The 18,472-nt window shown below is 40.8% G+C and carries 12 protein-coding genes; 11 read left to right on the top strand and 1 reads right to left on the bottom strand.

The window, feature by feature from the left end:
* The first annotated feature begins 140 nt into the window (after positions 1–140).
* From JMF85_RS00310 to JMF85_RS00295, 4 genes are all read left to right on the top strand, one after another.
* Positions 141–4,844 carry a leucine-rich repeat protein gene (locus JMF85_RS00310; RefSeq protein ID WP_201317558.1) on the top strand — a complete coding sequence of 1,568 codons (4,704 nt, stop codon included), beginning with the start codon at positions 141–143 and terminating at the stop codon, positions 4,842–4,844.
* A gap of 130 nt (positions 4,845–4,974) precedes the next feature.
* Positions 4,975–5,940 carry a hypothetical protein gene (locus JMF85_RS00305; RefSeq protein ID WP_201317557.1) on the top strand — a complete coding sequence of 322 codons (966 nt, stop codon included), beginning with the start codon at positions 4,975–4,977 and terminating at the stop codon, positions 5,938–5,940.
* Between the two features lie 110 nt (positions 5,941–6,050).
* A complete protein-coding gene (locus JMF85_RS00300) occupies positions 6,051–7,100 on the top strand; it encodes a Kiwa anti-phage protein KwaB-like domain-containing protein (protein ID WP_201317556.1) in 1,050 nt (349 codons plus the stop codon).
* Positions 7,101–7,142: 42 nt separating this feature from the next.
* On the top strand, positions 7,143–7,808 hold the full coding sequence (locus tag JMF85_RS00295) for a hypothetical protein (protein WP_201317555.1): 666 nt from the start codon (positions 7,143–7,145) through the stop codon (positions 7,806–7,808).
* Between the two features lie 159 nt (positions 7,809–7,967).
* Here JMF85_RS00295 and JMF85_RS00290 read toward each other — a convergent pair whose 3' ends face one another.
* Positions 7,968–8,171 carry a helix-turn-helix domain-containing protein gene (locus JMF85_RS00290; RefSeq protein ID WP_201317554.1) on the bottom strand — a complete coding sequence of 68 codons (204 nt, stop codon included), beginning with the start codon at positions 8,169–8,171 and terminating at the stop codon, positions 7,968–7,970.
* A 209-nt stretch (positions 8,172–8,380) separates the two neighbouring features.
* Here JMF85_RS00290 and JMF85_RS00285 point away from each other — a divergent pair, with 209 nt between their 5' ends.
* The 7 genes from JMF85_RS00285 to JMF85_RS00255 all read left to right on the top strand — a co-directional run bounded on the left by JMF85_RS00285 (position 8,381) and on the right by JMF85_RS00255 (position 18,457).
* Positions 8,381–9,679, top strand: coding sequence for a CAP domain-containing protein (locus tag JMF85_RS00285; protein WP_201317553.1), 1,299 nt, complete (start codon positions 8,381–8,383; stop codon positions 9,677–9,679).
* Positions 9,676–11,280 carry a WG repeat-containing protein gene (locus JMF85_RS00280; protein WP_201317552.1) on the top strand — a complete coding sequence of 535 codons (1,605 nt, stop codon included), beginning with the start codon at positions 9,676–9,678 and terminating at the stop codon, positions 11,278–11,280. Before JMF85_RS00285 ends, JMF85_RS00280 begins: the two co-directional genes overlap by 4 nt.
* Positions 11,281–11,673: 393 nt before the next feature.
* Positions 11,674–11,988 carry a hypothetical protein gene (locus JMF85_RS00275; RefSeq protein WP_201317551.1) on the top strand — a complete coding sequence of 105 codons (315 nt, stop codon included), beginning with the start codon at positions 11,674–11,676 and terminating at the stop codon, positions 11,986–11,988.
* Positions 11,989–12,612: 624 nt separating this feature from the next.
* Positions 12,613–13,212, top strand: coding sequence for a hypothetical protein (locus JMF85_RS00270; protein ID WP_201317550.1), 600 nt, complete (start codon positions 12,613–12,615; stop codon positions 13,210–13,212).
* 324 nt (positions 13,213–13,536) lie between these two features.
* A complete protein-coding gene (locus JMF85_RS00265; protein ID WP_201317549.1) occupies positions 13,537–13,767 on the top strand; it encodes a hypothetical protein in 231 nt (76 codons plus the stop codon).
* 709 nt (positions 13,768–14,476) lie between these two features.
* Positions 14,477–15,895, top strand: a complete 1,419-nt coding sequence (locus JMF85_RS00260) for a nucleotidyl transferase AbiEii/AbiGii toxin family protein (RefSeq protein WP_201317548.1) — start codon at positions 14,477–14,479, stop codon at positions 15,893–15,895.
* A 543-nt stretch (positions 15,896–16,438) separates the two neighbouring features.
* Entirely contained in the window at positions 16,439–18,457 is a 2,019-nt protein-coding gene (locus tag JMF85_RS00255; protein ID WP_201317547.1) for an SNIPE associated domain-containing protein, read from the top strand.
* The last annotated feature ends 15 nt before the right edge of the window (positions 18,458–18,472 follow it).

The following is an 18,472-nucleotide window of genomic DNA, read 5'->3' as shown; positions in this document are numbered from 1 at the left end:
GCTTTTTTTTGATGAAGCTCATTGAAATACGCCGCTGAAGCCCAAAGCAAAGACGGAGAACAATTATACTTTTGCACTTTTTCTCGGATCAATTTTATTCCTATTAGATGAATTTTTATAAGTCTAAGGGGATGAGAGATGTGAATGTGAGGAAGAGGAAGTTCTTTAGTGGTATTGCCCTGTCTTTGGTCATTTGTCTGCTGGTTAGTCTGTTCCCGCTCGGGGGACTCGCAGTCGGAGCAAGCGTGACGGATGCCGTTTACAGTGACTTTACGGTCACCAGTGCAGTTTACGATTCCGATCCGGGTGATTTTACTTATGTTATGTCGGATCGTGATAGCGGCAGTATTGAAATAACGGGATATACGGGAGCAGGAGGAAATATTGTTATACCTGACAGTATTGATGAATACCCTGTTTATGCGATTCGAAGTTCTTGGGATTCTTCGATTTCAGATTATGTTGGAGCTTTTCAAGCTAACCAAGATATTATCAGTGTTGAGATTCCTGAAGGAGTCAGGGTGATTGAGCCAAATTCTTTTAAGGATAATCATAATCTGACTACGGTCAAGTTACCGAGTTCTGTAGGGGAAATTAGTACGGGAACATTTGAAAACAACACAAGTCTGAAGGAGGTCACCCTTCCGAGTAATTTGCTTGTTATCTCCGACAAGGCTTTCAGAGGATGCACCAGTCTTTCAAGCATTTCGTTACCAGACACTTTAAGGGAGATTTACGATTTCGCCTTCGAAGATTCAGGACTTTCGACCATTTCATTTCCAAGCAGTTTAGATTACATCGGAAATGGTGCTTTTAGTTTTAACCGTAATTTGGAGACTGTGGTTATTCCCGAGAACGTTCAACAAGTAGTCAGTGGTGCATTCAGTTACGATTATGGGCTAAGAAGTATTTCGTTTGAAGGGACGAACACAGCAATCGGTGGATCTGCAGATGATTTAAACACCATCCCATATCAAGCTACGATTGTTGGTCATATCGGTTCGACAGCCGAGGAATATGCAACTAAAAATAATATTCCGTTCAGGGACATAAGCAATCCAGGGTTCATTGAACCAGACAACGGGGATCAAGATCCACTGTCCCGTTTCCATCGGGGTGAGGATGTTGTGGTGGCTAACCTGTTTGAAGATCCGGTCTTAGCCGAATACTTTGTCCAGTGGATGAGTGAATCATTGCCTACGTTTCCAATGGAAACTATTGTTTGGTCTGGAACCGTTAATGACACAATCAATAAACGTGATGTAGAGAAAAGAATGGAGTTGTATTTCGCTAGTTTCGGCGTATTTTCTTTCGGAGATCCAGATTATAAAGGCTTCACAAGTCTTGAGGGGTTGCAGATTTTTAAGGACTCGATTTTGTCCAATCCAAATTACAGTTCCAATGCCGCATTTTATTTGAACGGTAATGAGTTGACGGATGTTGACGCCCTTAGCTTTTTATCTGAAGTAAACCTGTTGGACTTAAGTGATAATCAACTATCCAACATCGATGGCTTGAATGGTTTGACAAGAGTGGCTCATCTTAATCTCTCCAATAACCAGTTGACGGATTTAGATGGTCTGTCCAACCTTACCACAATCATCGAGCCAGAGAGTAACCTTAATCCCGATTCGGTTCTTGATTTTAGCCGTAATGAACTGAATAATATCTTGGGGTTATCAAATCTTACAATGACTGAGTTTATCAATGGAAAGTTGATCGACTTCAGAAATAATGATCTTACTAATAGTAGCGTCATTTCTTTGCGGAGTCTGTTTGGTGTCATGAATCCGAATGGTCGACTGCTTTTCGATTATAATTTTTTGAATCTGAGAAGCGATTCGGAGGGGATTCAGTTTTACAATGATTGGTTGGATGCATCGGGATTAGCAAGTGGTGATCCACAAGCCAAGACTCCTCAATACCGCTACCGATTTGATCGAGTGGATACCTTAAAAGTCGAGCACAGAGAAACGGGGACGGATACCGTACTTGATTCTGAAATATATTCTACTGCCGACAATAGCCTGCAAATTGATGATGTGACCGTATACGAATCGAAAGAAATAAATGGATATTCTCTTATCGGAGATCCAACTCAAATGATAAAGAATAAAGATTACGTTTATACTTCTGAACTCGTTCCAATGCTAAATCTAATTGACAGCAGTTCAGGGCAATCGCTCGGAGTTGAAGAACCTTCGGATTCGACCACTTATACGGTATCAGATGAGAGTATTCTCGATTATGACGACACGGACGGTAAGTTGTATGTAGTTGGAGATGGGAATGTAACCTTGAGTATTGCTCAAAATGGAGTTGCACAAGGAAGCTTCCCTTTAACTTTTGATTATCATGGTTCCAAAGATCATCCTGTCGTATTTTATTATCAATCGACAGCACCTGCGAACACGCACACTATGACCATTCTAAATCCATTAGGACAAGGTTCCGTGTTTCCGACCGTTGGGACTCACGAGTATCCATCCGGAGAGACAGTTTCGTTATCGACCAACAATTCCGTTCCAGGATACGAATTTGAGAAATGGGTCATTGATGGTGAGGATGTATATTATCCTAATCCATTTGCTTTATGGGTTGATGTTGTGATGGATCGAAATCATGTAGCTCAAGCGGTTTTTAAGTCGACTTCTCCCGCGCAGTTTACGTTGAGCGTAAATCAGATCGGGGAAGGTCTTGTCTCCCCTACAGGGGTAACAAATCATTTTCCGTTAGAGCCGGTAACCTTGACTGCAAGTCCAGCAGCTGGTCACAGATTCATAAAGTGGGTTGTTAATGGGGTTGAATCATTCACCCCTGTAATGACGATCACCATGAATAACAATACCACAGCCACCGCCTACTTCGAACCGCTGATTCAGTACACTTTATCGGTTGATCATGTCGGAGAAGGTGATGTCTCCCCTGCTAGGGTATCGAATTTTTACGAGTTTCAAACAGTTAACCTGACTGCTAACCCTGCGGACGGATATAAATTTGTAAAATGGGTCGTAAACGGGGAAGAGATTTTGACAGCTAACATTACGATTACGATGGATCGGGATATCACGGCGGTTGCTTATTTTGACTTGATAACACCAACTGCACCGAATCAGTTTATTTTAACAGTGAATCAGATCGGTGAAGGAGCGACGACACCAAGCTCCGATAACGAAGAGTTGAAGTATGACAAAGATGGAGAGGTCACATTAAAAGCTGATCCTGCAGAAGGGTATGTATTTGTGAAGTGGATAGTCGATGGGCAGGATTATACAGAGGCTAAAATCACCATTAAAATGGACAAGAATAAAACAGCCACAGCATATTTCGAGCCGGTCACTCCACCGCCAGTAACAAAAGGCGAGCTTACGGTTGAATTTAGAGATTCAGTAACGAATGAAAAGATTCGAGATGATGAAGTCTTAACGGATTTAGAGCTTGGAGAGCATTCCTATATTGCCGATGCAGTGATCGGGGTTTATGAATTAGTTGGCGAAGCTTTGAAAAAGGTTGTCTTGACCGTTGCCGAACCATTCCAAAAGATCACTTTCTCCTACAAAGCGAAGGTTATAACTTCACCTGCAGATGAGGAAGATGATCCAGTTGAACCACCTGTAATCAATCCACCAGTGGAGGATGATCCGGTCGAGCAGCCTGTAGTTCAGGAACCACCTACTTCATCAGTGGTTGAAGAACCTGCTGATCCGCCTGTAGTTGAAGTTCCAGCCGAACCTCCTGTTGTTGAGCAGTCGGAGGAACCTATAGGCAATGAAAAGCCGGTTTTCGAAGATCCAAACTCTGACCAACCTGTAGAAAATGAACCAGTTATCATTCAAGAGCCGGTAAGTGATGCCGACTCATCGGAGGATATTCCGGTTTCGAATGATGTTTCGATAGTTGAAAAGGCTCCTGAACTGGATCAGGTTCGTATTGTTACGATTGACGTTGAAACGGATGAAGTCTTGACAGAAGAGATTCTGCGGGATTTACCACTCGGCAAGCATGGGATTTCTGCTCCTGCTATAGAGGGGTATGAATCTCTAGACCCTTCGATTCAAAGTGTAACAGTTGAAGCTCAAGGTCGCCAGTTGGTTGTCGAGTTCAGGTATCAAAAGCTAAAGCAATATGGAACGGTCTTTGGGGTTGTCTTGGACAAAGACGGCAATCCGATGAAAGGTATACAAGTTGAACTGCATTCTGATCCGCGTGTCACGTATACGAATGCCAATGGGGAGTATAAATTTGAGAATGCTGAACTTGGTCAGCATACCGTCATCTTGAAGAATCCTTTCACCAATGAGGAACTTGGAAAGGTTGAGATTGTTGTTTATCAGGACAGCGAACAAAAGAATTCCCGGACCGAATCGTTAAAGGATGCAAGCGAAATAAGGACGGTAATTGAATTAAATGAATCGGAAAATACGAGACGGATCGACTTTATCATCGAACCTGTCGAGCCAAAGGACTTTATCCCACAAATCCCACAGGAACCGGAGCCGATTGAGCCGAAAAGTAAGCTGCCGATCATCCCGATAGCAGCCACTCCAATATTGATCATTGCGGTGATCATCTACTTCCGTCGTAAGAATGTGGTGATCTACGATATTTCAGACAAACATGCTAATAACGGCTTTATCTTGAGGAAACTACGGGTTAAGGCGAAACAAGAAACAACTATCGATCTATATGGATTAGAAGTCTCCCATGTTCGCATCCAGTTCAAAAATCCAGCAGCGTTCCAAAATGTCGACCTGTTCCTGCAGCATGGAGATAATAAACGGTCGGTAAGTTTGCAAGATGACCAAGCCTACTTTGATTTTGATCTTACAGTCCTTAAGGATTAACCTCTAAGCCACCTCGTTTAGCTCTCGAGGTGGCTTTTCATGTTTTGATTCCATTCGTGGGACATTTTTATCTTACGGAGTCGAATTTGGAGATTTCAAATAAATAGTAGTAGAGGAAGGTGAAGAAGCAATGATAAACCTAATGAGACATCAATCGTCGGACAGACAAAGAAACGTTGAAAGGAATAAGGATTCGAGTGAGCATGAGGATAATCTCTCATTCACCTTCTTCGATGAGGTTGACGGCTCAACAGTCGATGTGGGTATCGGCACCGAGATCGATCCGATATTACGACATTCACCTATCGTTGATCCCGAGCCCCCTACTCCTTCCGACCTTGTCGAGCCAGCACACGAAGATGACCCACAGCCCGAGACTGATCAACCTACTCCAGTCGATCTGCCATCTTCAGTCCAGGACATATCCGATCCGGAGGAACAAGTTCCACAGGACGAGATCAAGCCAAGTTTCGGTTTAATCATCGCCGCGGCAGAGCAATCGGACAATCCCGAGCCAGAAAATTCATCAATTGATGACTTGAAGGAACAGATCAGTAAAAGTGCCAAGCTATTTGAAGATACGAGATCCCATATCAGCTCCCGCAAAATCACAGTCAACCAGTCTACCCAGTCGACCCACTCTACCGAGTCAGCGGGCTTCCTCGACATTGAAGAAGAATCGGTTGAAGCTCCACTAATTCCGTTTGATGATGTTGAAAAGCTGGATGAAGAGTATGTCAAGCCTAAAGACAATGTCGGAGGATTAATAATTGAAGGTAATCAAGCAGCCACCGACCAATCAGGCGCCAAGTCCAGAGAGCCTTGGCTAGTAAGTACCTTCATCGTGGCTCCGATCAGGTGGCTGTTCCGCGCTTTGTACTATCATGGGGTAAGGGAAATCATTGGTTTCATCGGTAACCTGATGAAGTTTCTATTGATCAGTGCAGTGCTTACAGTAGGAGCCTACATCGTAATGGCACACACTTCTGACTCTGGACTTTCAGCCTTGGAGATGGCTACTCAACATTATGAGGTATTAAAGAAAGTCGGTGTAACCTTGTATTATGACATTTCTTCCGCAATGAGGGGTAACTAAGTCCTTCTCATTCTTATAAGCGACTTCCACAGTTCAGCACAATTCGGCAATTGCAATAAAGGAAATCCTTTCCTTTTGTCGAATTGTTGGAATGGGGGAGGCGATATAGGATGGATATAAACCACAATGATAGTATCATTTATAGACTCAGCAATTTGGCGTTGACGGACGAAGCTTTGAATGAGGTGGATTTATCTTTTCACCTTGTAAGGTTGCAAAAAGAAGCCGATTCTTTATATCAATCCTCAGGTATTCAACTTGCTCCAGATGTTATAAAGTGGGTCAAGAAAAGTATTATTAAAACCTTGCAAGGATTGAAGGAAGTTGACGATACCGAAAGTAAGGTTTTTCTAGTCGGTAACTATAACCATGAAATCAAGATAAATGACCGTATAGCAAGGTTTGAGCTGTCTGAAGATCAAGGCCTTTTAGCGAAAGTTGGAAAGCTGACCACAGCATTACGCACTCCTGATCCTGAGTATCCAGAAAAGCACACTAGTTTTCAAATGGTAAAGCTAACCTTAGGTGAGCAAGATGCGTATTTTTGTTATTACCGAGGGGTTAGGAGAAATAGCATGCGTACCTCAAGTAAGAAGTTATGGGTAATAAAAAATGCCAATCAATTTATTTTTACTGAGGATACTATGATTGATCTTGGGGGTAATATTGACTTCTTTATTGTCGGAGATTTTATCTTCATTATAAACGTCCGACATTTCGAGTTCGCATTTGATTACCGAGATCATATTAATGAACAGCGAGATCGGAATTTGACTGAGATTATTTCAATGCCATTCTTTGATGGTGAGGATTCGAACAAAGGGAAATTCGAGGAGTCCTGTAAAAAGTACATCCACTCACGGGGATTAGCTCAAATTAAACGCGACACCTTAACGGCAATTCAGACCAATTTTGAGGCTAGATGTAATGAGCTGTCGCAAATCAAAGCAAGCCTTCCCGAGGATCAAGCTGAGCAGGAACGGTATAAGAAGAAGTACGGCACCATCTGGGAATTATTCGAATACATTGATCTGGATAACCGTAAGATTATCTTTAAAGAGGATGCTTCCCCCAGGGCTTTATTACATTTCTTTGCCGATAAGATCGTAAAGTCATTTGTAACTGAAGACTTCAAGGTGGCGGTTGCTTACGAAGAATAATTCTTAGGGGGTATGTAAGTCCTCTTTGGGAGGGAGAGAATTATGTGGGGCAAGCGTGAACAGGTCATCTTATGGGCGACAGCATACCTTCCCTTAGTCCTTATTATGATCTACAGATTTATTGACAGTAACGACTTCTTTAAGCAAACGAACTGGGCAACATGGTTAGCCAAGCATATGGATAAAACGGTCTTTGATGTAATTGTTATAGCGGGGATAATCATCATATCACTGCTCATCTACCGCTTGGTTGCCATGTGGCTTTTCAGTAACTATGATCGTCAATTACAGGCTAGGGAAATAGGTATGAATGTGTCAGTCAGAAAATATGAGCGTTTAAGTGTGAATGACTATTCATTTTTCTTGATGACGTTACTGTTACCCTTAGTCTCCATAGATCAAGCATCGGGAATAAACCTAATGGTCACAATTGCAATTGTATTGATCGTCATTGCAATTTATGTGAAGACGGACTTTATTAGCGTATGTCCAGTATTCTTCGTATCTGGTCGACAAGTCTATAAGGCAATCATTTCGGATCAAAGTAAAGAAGCGGAAATCGCTGATCCGTCTATCCGCCAAGAGGTTATTGTCATAACTCGTGAGAAGTCAATGAATTTGAATAACAAATTTCGGACGGTAAAGTTGATCAACAACATCTTTTATTTATCCACAAACAATAGTGACGAAGATCAAGATGATTTTTAGCTTGATTGGGGTATCGCATTTTATTTAGCAAGCAAATAAACAAGGGCACCCATATCAAATGGAGTGCCCTTGTTTATTTTTTTTTGCCCTCTGTGACTCATAGTCGACAGACCAAGGAGAAGGTTTTGTATATCATTACATTGGTAATTCGTGGACTTTCTAAACCGAAGGACGCCTATCCTTCCACTCGTCAATCTTTCTCGGGTCAACATTGAGAATCTCGCAAATATGAAGAGCGATGTTGACGGTTGGCGTTGTAATGCCATGCTCAATATTTTGGTAGTGTTTTAACGATATATTTACAGCACGACTTACATGCTCTTGAGTAAGTCCTTTCTTTTCGCGGACAGCTTTTAATTTCAAAGTAGGGAGCAACTCCTTGCACTGTTGTTTCCCTTAATGGTATATAATACGCGAATCTTTGATAATGAATTATAGTTGGCGAAGTATAATACATATACTATAATTGTCATTAAGTGTCGAAAGCCTTGTGATATCAGGGGTTCATGGGATTTTAGGCAAAGAAAATATGATTTACGAACCAAATTGTTAAATTATGAGGAGGAGACAGAATGAAAAAGTTGTTATCGTTGGTGTTAGCTCTCACGTTGGTGATAGGGGGTATCTCTTTTGGCACACCACTGAAGGCGAGCGCAGCAGATTTACCTAAGGAGCATAAAGAGGCACTCAACTATCTTAATGAGATCAGACGAACTGTTGGTATAAAGGAGCTTGAGCTCGATCCGTACCTCAATAAAGCAGCCCAAAATCATGCAGATTACCTTACTTTACATGGTTTAACTTCATTAAATACCGATGATGGACACTGGGAAGACTCTAATAAAGCTGGTTTCACCGGTGAAAACCCAGGTGATCGTGCTAAGGCTGTTGGTTACGATAATTCTTGGGTAAGTGAAGTTATCAGTTACGATGATGATACGTTAATGAAAACCTTAGATGGTTTTTTAAATAAGACAGTTATACATAGAGATTTTTTATTTAGTCATGCTGATATCAAAATCGGTTTTGGAATCTCGGGTAGTAATGTAGTTTTCAATATAGGTAAGTCTGCAAGTGAGGTTACACCACCAGAGTTTTTCTCCTATCCGTACAACGGACAGAAAGATGTCGACACTTACTTTTCGAGTAAATGGGAGAGACCAGACCTCTTAAAGAAATTTGGTGTAAGCAAGTCAGGCTTTGCGATCTCCTATTACACACCCGAGTGGGCGGATTCTTTCACAGCAAAGATTACCGACAGTAAAGGCAATGACGTTCCTTTCTACTCCGATGAAATGGGGTTAGTTCACTTGTACCCTAAGCAAGAGCTTAAGTACAACGAGACCTACACCGTAAATGTGAAGTACGGCAGTCGTAATGACACTTGGTCTTTCACAACTAAATCCGATCCATCTAATCCAACGAAACAGTCAGTGAATGTTTCAGCAAAGCCAACAGCTTCAAAGGTTTTGGTCAATGGCAAGGAGTTATCTTTCCAAGCCTACAACATCGATAATAACAATTACTTCAAACTTCGTGATCTTGCAATGGTTTTGAATGGGACACAAAAGAGCATTTCTGTAGGTTGGGATGGAGAGAAATATGCAATATCTCTTGAATCCGGGAAGCCATACGGAGAGGTTGGCGGTGAGTTGACGGTCGCTGAAAAGCTTAATACTGAGAAAGCTACACTGTCAACTTCGATCATTTACCTAGACGGTAAGGAAGTTAAGCTTACAGCTTACTTGATCAACGGCAACAACTATTTCAAACTTCGTGATGTAGCAGCGGTCATTGATTTCGGGATAACATGGGACGGAAAAACAAATACGATTGGTATCGATTCCTCAACGGGGTATGTCATGGAGTGAGCGTGATTGCCGTTAAGCTGATTTATGGTATGGGGTTAATAGAAAAGGAGATGTTAATTTTGAAGAAGTACATCTGTATATTACTAAGCTTGATGTTGTTTATCGTTATGAGCCCGGCTGTTTTTGCTTCTAGTCCGAAATATTTACCTTTCAATTATGTTGAGGGATTTCATGATGGGTTAGCGGTGTTTGGAATTTATGAAAAGAATGATATCAAGATGGGGTATATTAATACCTCTGGTAAAATCGTTATTCCAGCCAGATCTGGTCAGTACGGTGCGTTCAGTGATGGACTCGCTGTGTTTACGAAAGATCCTATTTTCGGTAAATACGGATATATCGACAAAACTGGAAAAGAGGTTATTAAACCATTATATGAAAATCCTCATGACTTCAGTGAAGGTCTAGCGGCGGTTCGAACTGAAGTGCTCGGAAAATGGGGTTATATAGATAAAAAGGGTAAAGAGATAACTCAGTTGAAATATGAAGATGCAAAAGATTTTAGTGAAGGTCTTGCAGCTATCCGTTTAGGCGATAAATGGGGCTTCATTGATAAGACGGGACAAGAGGTCATTAAACCACAATATGAAAATGTCTATGATTTTAGTGAAGGATTGGCATCAGTTGAGTTAGATGGCAAATGGGGCTATATAGATAAAACAGGACAAGTAGTTATTGAATTTAAGTTTGATAATGCAGTTCTGAGTTTCAGTGATGGATTAGCTATATCAATATCTAAAGCTTCAAAGTACGGTTTTATCGATAAGGCAGGAAACGAGGTGTTGACTCCGCAGTACGATTATATGCTTAATTTTAGCGAGGGTTTAGCAGCGTTTGTAGTTAAAGATAAGTGGGGGTTTGTAGACAAATCCGGAAAAGTAGTCATCCAACCTCAATACCATGAAGTCATTTCTTCTTTTAATGAAGGACTGGCAATCGTATCAAAAGTGGCTTCAAACGGTAAGATTCTTGAGGGGTTTATTGACGAAACCGGAAAAGAAGTGATTGGTTTTACTAGTCCGTTTTTTACGGCAAAGCCATTCAGCGGCGGATATACGGTTCTTTCTGACGGTGGAGAAGGTAAGGGATATATAGTTGCAAATCCAGTACCCAAGAAAGACGCAAATTCAGTACCGCAAAAGGACACTAACATTAAAGATAGCTCAATATCAGCCCAACCGACTACATCCAAGGTCTTGGTAAATGGCAAAGATACAGCCTTCCAAGCGTACAACATTAACAATAACAACTACTTCAAGTTGCGTGACATCGCGATGGTTCTTAACAATACAGAGAAAAGCTTCAGTGTTGGATGGGACGGGGCTAAGAATGCCATTTCTCTTGAAACAGGTAAACCATATGAGGCAGTGGGCGGGGAACTGATGGTGCTCGATAGCCCGACTTCTGAAAAAGGTAATTTATCAAGTTCGGTTATTTACCTGAATGCTAAGTCAATCACTCTCAAGGCATACACCATCAAGGGTAACAATTACTTCAAGCTTCGTGATCTAGCAGCAGCTCTTGATTTCGGGGTAACATGGGATGCATCAAGTAATTCCATAGTTATCGATACATCATCGGGATATGTGCCTGAAGGCTGATTGATGCTACAACCGGAAACGAGAACCTAATAGTGATTAACCCTAAAGGGGTTGTAGAGCTAAGTGTTTCGGCACTTGGCTCTAATTTTGTGTTCATGTTTCCAGATTATGCTACAATTATAAGGACTAAAGTCTTGGGTGGTTCTATTTATGTTAATAGGAGTAATTCAGGAAAATCCATTTTGGTTGTTCTTATCGGCAGCATTCGTTTTTGCTGTACTAATTATCCTTTATGCCCAGGGGATACTGGTAGTCGTTTATAAAGATCGCTATTACGGGGTGACAAGATCAAATTTCTTCACCGATGTAACCGATCAGTATATTTAACATCAAGAATAGTCATAACCTCCTAGTTAGCGTTCGATACTTTAAATTCAAGAAAGGGGTTTTCTGATGTTACCGATTAACGAGACTCTTATTCATTTCTTTAATAGCTATGGAGGAGCAAGTCGCAATACAACAATTGAGACATACGAATTACAAGACATGGGCAGATCAACGCGAATATATAACAGCTTGACTCGTCCTATGGATATCAATTCCCTCGTAGCAAACATTGAGGGAATTTGCAGTGAAATTAATGGTGAGGCAAATGCCTACCCTATTGTATTAGTCGATAAGAAGTCTGATCGATCCGTCATGCTACAAACCTCTGATGCGATTCAGTACTATGCTTATCGAATTGAAGTGACAGTACATGAATCCTAAGAAGATAAAGAATCCTATTGCTCAAATCAGTAGCGAGTAACCCACTTTAAGGCTTGGTAAACGAGGTTATCTGGCTAACCAACATTGTTGATTGTAAAAAATTGTATCTTACCAGACATTCAAGTATATTAAAACTAATAGAATAAACACTTTGAAGCGGAAGCACCGCAGATCATTTGCCTTAACGGGCGAGGTCTGCGGTTTTTTACGTTTCGACTAAAACTGGAGGTTGAAAATATGTGTTGCTCTTTCTGTTCCAACGATGCCGAGAAGTTGTTTACTCATTTCACTCACAACCTTGGCTCACTTTGTATCGAATGCTACATGCGGTTTCATGGCTCATGCGGGGTATGTAGTCAGGCACTTGTACCTTCCGATCCCCTGCCCGATGTTTCGTATCGAGTTCAAGCCAAGTTCATTGGTCTGGGCGACAAGAACTTGATAATATGCGACAGTTGCTTTGATGCGGTTCATAAAGAGTTCTCTCACATGTTTCAGGGGTATCAGGAGCATTAAGGGTATCGATTTTGAAAAGCTCTTTATGGTTTAGCAGGTGCTTATAAGACTCATGGCGAAATTTGTAAGAATCAATTTGATGATGAAGTAAAGAAGGTGTTCAGCAACTTGTTTAAGAAGTTATTCGGAGATCCCTTCGCTGATCTTGAGCGTGAGCATAAACCAATTCCACTACAGCGTAATGGTGACATCAATTACGAAGTCGAATGGCAAACCGCCAATATAGAGAAAGACGGACACAAGGTAATCCATGTCGATCAAACTCGGCATGGCGAGACCGTTATGATCTACCGTCTACACCATCATGACTTCAACAAACTAGAAGATCAGCCTATCCACTTGCGTATCAAGATCATTACTCCCAAAGGGGTAAAACGCCCTGACTCGAACGCTTTCTTGTCTTTTTACCATAATAACAAACTTATGCGAATTTCGGACATCAAGATTAAAGGAGAGCGAGTTAGCCGCGGCTACGGTTCCATCTTGATGACAGCCATTATGCATCTCGTCGATCAACTGCAAGTTCGGTATATCACCGGATGGATCTCCGGGGTCGACTGGGATCACATTGATCGATCGGAGCATTTTTACCGGAAACATGGTTTTGATGTTGAACTGAACCATGAAGTCCAAAGCGGCAGAATTACATGGGTTAATCAGGCACTTGGGGCTACCCGAGAAGAGTATGAAATGATACATACTGAGTAGTTATTTCGATTGGAGGTAATTTTGTTGTGTGAGAAATGTAGTTCCTATGATAGTAGTAAAACAGAGTACGGAAACACATTTATTCAAGGTCATTTGTCATTCCGAATATATGAATTTAATGATGAAGCTTACACTCTCTTTGCGTATGTCTTGAATGGTAGGGAGTGGGAGTTGAAATACCCGATTGTAAACTCTTCATCTGATGATATTAAGGTTTGCGTACAAGAAGCAATTTATCTCGGTATATCTCAAGAAGTAAGAGATTGTCTGGATCACAGACAAGCGTTTTTATTGTACGGTTCATAACAGAAAGCAGGTGATCAGATGAAGGCTTGGGCTAATATCGATATTCCACTCAAGAGCTACACAATTCACTTGGATCACGACACATGCCCTTATGTCGTTGAGATGAAGCAACGAACTGATCAGGGGTGGAAGAAGCAGCAAGGGACCGGCGGATGGAAGCATTTCCGGTCGAAAGAAGAGGCATTGGATATTTACGAGATAAGCTACGAAGGAAAACTTACGTTAGTTGAATGTGGTCATTGCAAGTAATCAAAGGTTGTCGAGGGTTAAGATATAATCAAAGTTTGTTTTCATGTCACATACAAGAATGGTATATGTTCCCTATTGAATGGTATAATGGCTAAAAACCATGTCGAAAGATGGAACTGATGGTCATTATACTTGAGCACAGTGTACATGATCTTCATTTATGGTAACGGGATGTTATTAATTACAGCTAACGGTCACTATTACGGAGCTACAAGAGAAAGTCTTTTTACGGATGTAACTGACCGATATAAATCTAGTCAATTTAACATAATGTAAAAACTTCAAGTTTGCTTTTGTTAGAAGGACAGTATAAAACGCTGTCCTTCTTTATGTTTGGAAAATGTCGAATTTCCGGAAAGGGTTGCTAAGGAATTTGGAGAATATTTACTTATAGGTTTTCGGATGGGGGTCTTTATGCTTACGGAAAATGATGTAGTTTCTGCTGTTCCAATAAGCTCACTGATTGAATATTTCGGTGCTGGAGCGCCATCTGATTAATCAGTAAGAGCCTCGTTGTTAATAAAATAGAGCCATGATGTTAATGAGTTAGAGCCACTTTAGACTTAGGCTGTGATAAACATTATTACGTGTTGATCAATATACTAATGGGTAGCTTAGTTGGGTCCACATCCTTCACTTTTGGCAGGATGGTTAGCTATTTTTGTAGAATTATTTATTAGACCGCTATAACCAAAGTTGAGGTGTCCGCATGATAACTCGTGAAGAGATAATTGAAAAAGGTAAAGAGTTCGAAATCAATACTTCCAATGTCCAGAGGGATTATGTGTTTGGTTGGTTCTTAGCGGGGATGTATTATATTTCCGAATTGAAAGACCACCTCGTATTAAAGGGTGGTAATGCGTTAAGGAAGGCGTATTTTGAGAATGCACGATTCTCTGGCGACTTAGATTTTGCTGTTCAGCATTCTTTGCCACAAGAGTTAATACAGCAGGAAATGGATAAGGTATGCGATTTTGTACAAGAGAATGCTGGAGTTATTTTTGAAAAGGAAAAGAATAAAGTATTCGAGAAACAACGAATTGATAAAGACAAAAAAGTTTATGAGGTCAAAATCTTTTTTAAGGACTTCTATGCGGTAACAAGCCAATTGACCATAAGTATTAAAATGGATATCACCCAGTTCGACAGGATTCATTTACCCATTCAGAAGAGATACCTTGTCCATCCCTATTCTGATTTCAGGGACATTCCCATTGAAATTAGCTGTTTAAAGCTGGAGGAGATTCTTGCATCCAAACTAAAATGCCTCCTCCAGAGAAGGCATTCTTCGGATTTGTATGATTATGTGTTCTCCTTTGTTTTGAATAACTCTATTGTTTTAAACCAAGTGGAGATTATCAAAACGTTTTCTAAAATGACCATTTTTGAGGAACGTAGGATAGGCGTAGCACGGAGTTTACTTGTGGATTTGCCGTTTCAACTTATTAAAGGATTTTGGGAAAAGCATCTGGTTGTACCCCAAAGAGGAAAATTACTTTTTGAAACGGCAACGGAAAAATACAAACAAATCATTAACGAAATGTTTGGTTCTCTCCCCATTGGTAGAGGAGAGTTGGCGTTTTTCCCTTCCCACTTCCGTAACATGATAATGGAAGCTGGTCAAAAAATGACGATGCTTCAAGTCAATTATAATGGAACAGTACGACTGGTTGAGCCTTATTCACTGGTTTATAAAGTGACTAAACAAGGTATCGGTAGCGAATATCTTTATGTGTTTGATACGACTTCAAGACCCGACTCCGCACCCTCGGTAAAGAGTTTCTTGCATGCGAAGATAAGGTCTATGGAGTTGACTGATATTAAATTTCAACCCCGCTTTGAAATTGAGATTTCCAAAGCTGGTGAGTACCAGGACAATACATATTTTGGGCGACCCAGATCAAGCAAGCCGAAGCTCACACGCAGAACCTTCGGTAGAAAGATTTTTGTTCCAAAACGAAGTTCAAGGGCAAAGGTATCGACTGGTCCTATATTCATTTACAAGTGTTCATACTGCAACAAGGAATTCCGTAGGAAGACACATAATAGCGTTTTAAATTCTCACAAAGATAAGTACGGGAATAAGTGTTACGGCAAGCGCGGATTCTTTGTTCGAACGGTTTATTAATCAACTGGGAGCGATAGTTGAATAGGTTGACTGAGAGCCATCATTTACTTGATGGCTCTCACTACTAACATGCTGGCTCTATTTTTTTAACAACGTGGCTCTGATACATTAACCCAATGGATCTGTCCCACCGAAATATTCATGATTATGGGTTTGTTATTGAACAAGCTCTTCATACATCTGAAAAAGGTATTGACATCATCGCTGTTAAGGATGGCTACACTCTATTCATCGAAGCTAAAGGTGAGACGAGTGCTTCTGAATCAAGCAGCCGGTATGGAAAACTGTTCAATAAGAACCAGATCAAGAATCATGTCGGAAAGCACTGCTGGCGGTATCAAAAATCCTTACTATTCATAAAGATTCAACAGACATTGGTGTTGCAATAACCTTGCCGGATACCGAGGGTCACAGAAGGGTAATTGATGAGATCGATTATGCTTAGAGAAAGCTGAATATCATTGTGATCTGGGTAAGAGTTAGCTCCACCGTAGAGATGAAATTAAACTGAGCTGAGAATCTGCAGTAATTGGCGGTGAGAATATGGGTGAAGAGAAATGGTATCTAACGACTTGGTTTATAGCAGGTTTATTTGCATTTTGGTTTTTACTTGTTCCATTGATCTTAGGGGTATACTTTTTGCGTCTTAAGGAGAGCCATCGCAACGAATTAGTACTGTTCATTAAAGCAAAGGAAGATGAATTGACAGAGTGGGAAAACGGGCTGAGGGCGAAAGAGGAAGAACTGGGGTTGAGATTTTCTTATTTACAAGAAAAGCAGGATAAAGTAGAGCGCGAAGCTCTAGACGGGTTGAAAAGAAAGTACGGTGCCAAAGAAGAGGAGTTGAGAGTAAAGGAAACGACTCTACAATCGAGGGAAAGAGAACTTGAACTTAAGCTCATAGATAAGCAAAGGGAGCTAACTTTGCTTAACTTAGCTTTTAGGTTGAGATTGATACAACAGGCAAAAGAGCGGGAACAGCTTGAAGGGCAATGGATGGCTAAAGCAAAAATACTTGAAGAAGAGCTTGATCAAAAGTTGGTTAGTAAACAGCAACAAATAGATAATATTGAACTGGAACATCAACGTTTAATGGTTCAGTTGTCAAATGAAAGAGAACGAGAGGATACTCTGTGGCAACTTAAAGTTGAGTCGAAAGGTAAAGAATTTGAACAGAAAAAGTTACAGATGCAAAAAGAAATTGATGAACTTTATCTATTACGCCAAGAGCAGTTAACAGCGCAGGAAAGGACTTGGGCAGAAGAATTAAAAACAAGGGAGATCGCTCTTGAAAGTAAAGAGCATGAGATTGAATTAACGGTTGGGAGAAAACTGAAGGAACTTGAAGATGCTGAGAAGGCTTACCAGCTAAGGTTGATTAAGATGACTAAGGCAAGGGAAGATGAGCTTATCGGTAGGGAAAAATCTTTGAGTATTATTGAGGAGTCGATCCTCGAGCGAGAAAACGATGCAACACGTCTTGAGCAAGAGATCAAACGTGCTGAGCAAAGTATTTCAATACTCAAGTCCCAAATAATTACTTTGGACGATGAATTATTATATCAGTCATTTGGCTTTTATGAGACAAGATATGATATGGAAAACTCAGATGAGTATAAGGACTATTTAGAAAAGGTCAGAAATGAACAGAAGAAACTTGTTAAGGATAAGCGGGCGGTAGTTACCAATGTATACTATGATGAAGTTGATGATTCGATAATCAAGAAGCATGTTAAGCTGGCAATCCGATCTTTCAACAATGAGTGTGATTCAGTAATAAGCAAAGTTAAATTTAGCAATGTAGAGGTTTCCGAAAAGAAGATCCGAACGTCATTCCATTACATCAATGAGTTGAATCGACACAACTATATTGAGTTAGCCGAAGAATTTTTATCTCTTAAACTAGAGGAGCTGTACTTAGCTTACGAGTATGACCAAAGAAAGCAAGAAGAGCGGGAAGAGCAGCGGAGAATCAATGAGCAAATTAGGGAGGAACGTAAAGCCCAACAGGAGCTCGAGGAACAATTGAAGATACTGAGGAAAGAAGAGCAACATCTTGAAAATGCATTGAAGCACTCTGCTCAATTTAGTGAGGAGAGAACCAATGAAATAAAAGCCAGATTAGATGAGATCCAGCGTCAGAAGGAAGATGTCGATTACCGAATTAAAAATACAAAGGCTGGGTATGTCTACGTCATATCAAATATCGGCTCTTTTGGCGAAAATGTATACAAAATCGGCATGACAAGACGGTTAGATCCAATGGATAGGGTGAGGGAGCTTGGAGGAGCATCTGTTCCATTTAGATATGATGTCCATGCGGTAATATTCTCGGATAATGCACCCGAGCTGGAGGCTTCGCTTCATAGGGCATTTACTCATCAAAGGGTAAATAAAATCAACGAGCGAAAAGAGTTCTTCAGGGTATCCCTTAAAGAAATTAAGAGAGCGGTACTTCAAAACCACAATGCAGTCATCGAATTTACTATGGCAGCCGAAGCTCAGGAGTACAGAGAAACAAAGCTTTTAGAGAAGCAAATAGATCAGCAAATACCGAGTTAGTATTATGGGGGGTAA

The organism is Paenibacillus sp. EPM92, assembly GCF_016586185.1.
Taxonomy (GTDB): domain Bacteria; phylum Bacillota; class Bacilli; order Paenibacillales; family NBRC-103111; genus Paenibacillus_G; species Paenibacillus_G validus.
The sequence above is the reverse complement of the archived record's forward strand: the minus strand, read 5'-3'. Positions and strand labels throughout refer to the sequence as shown.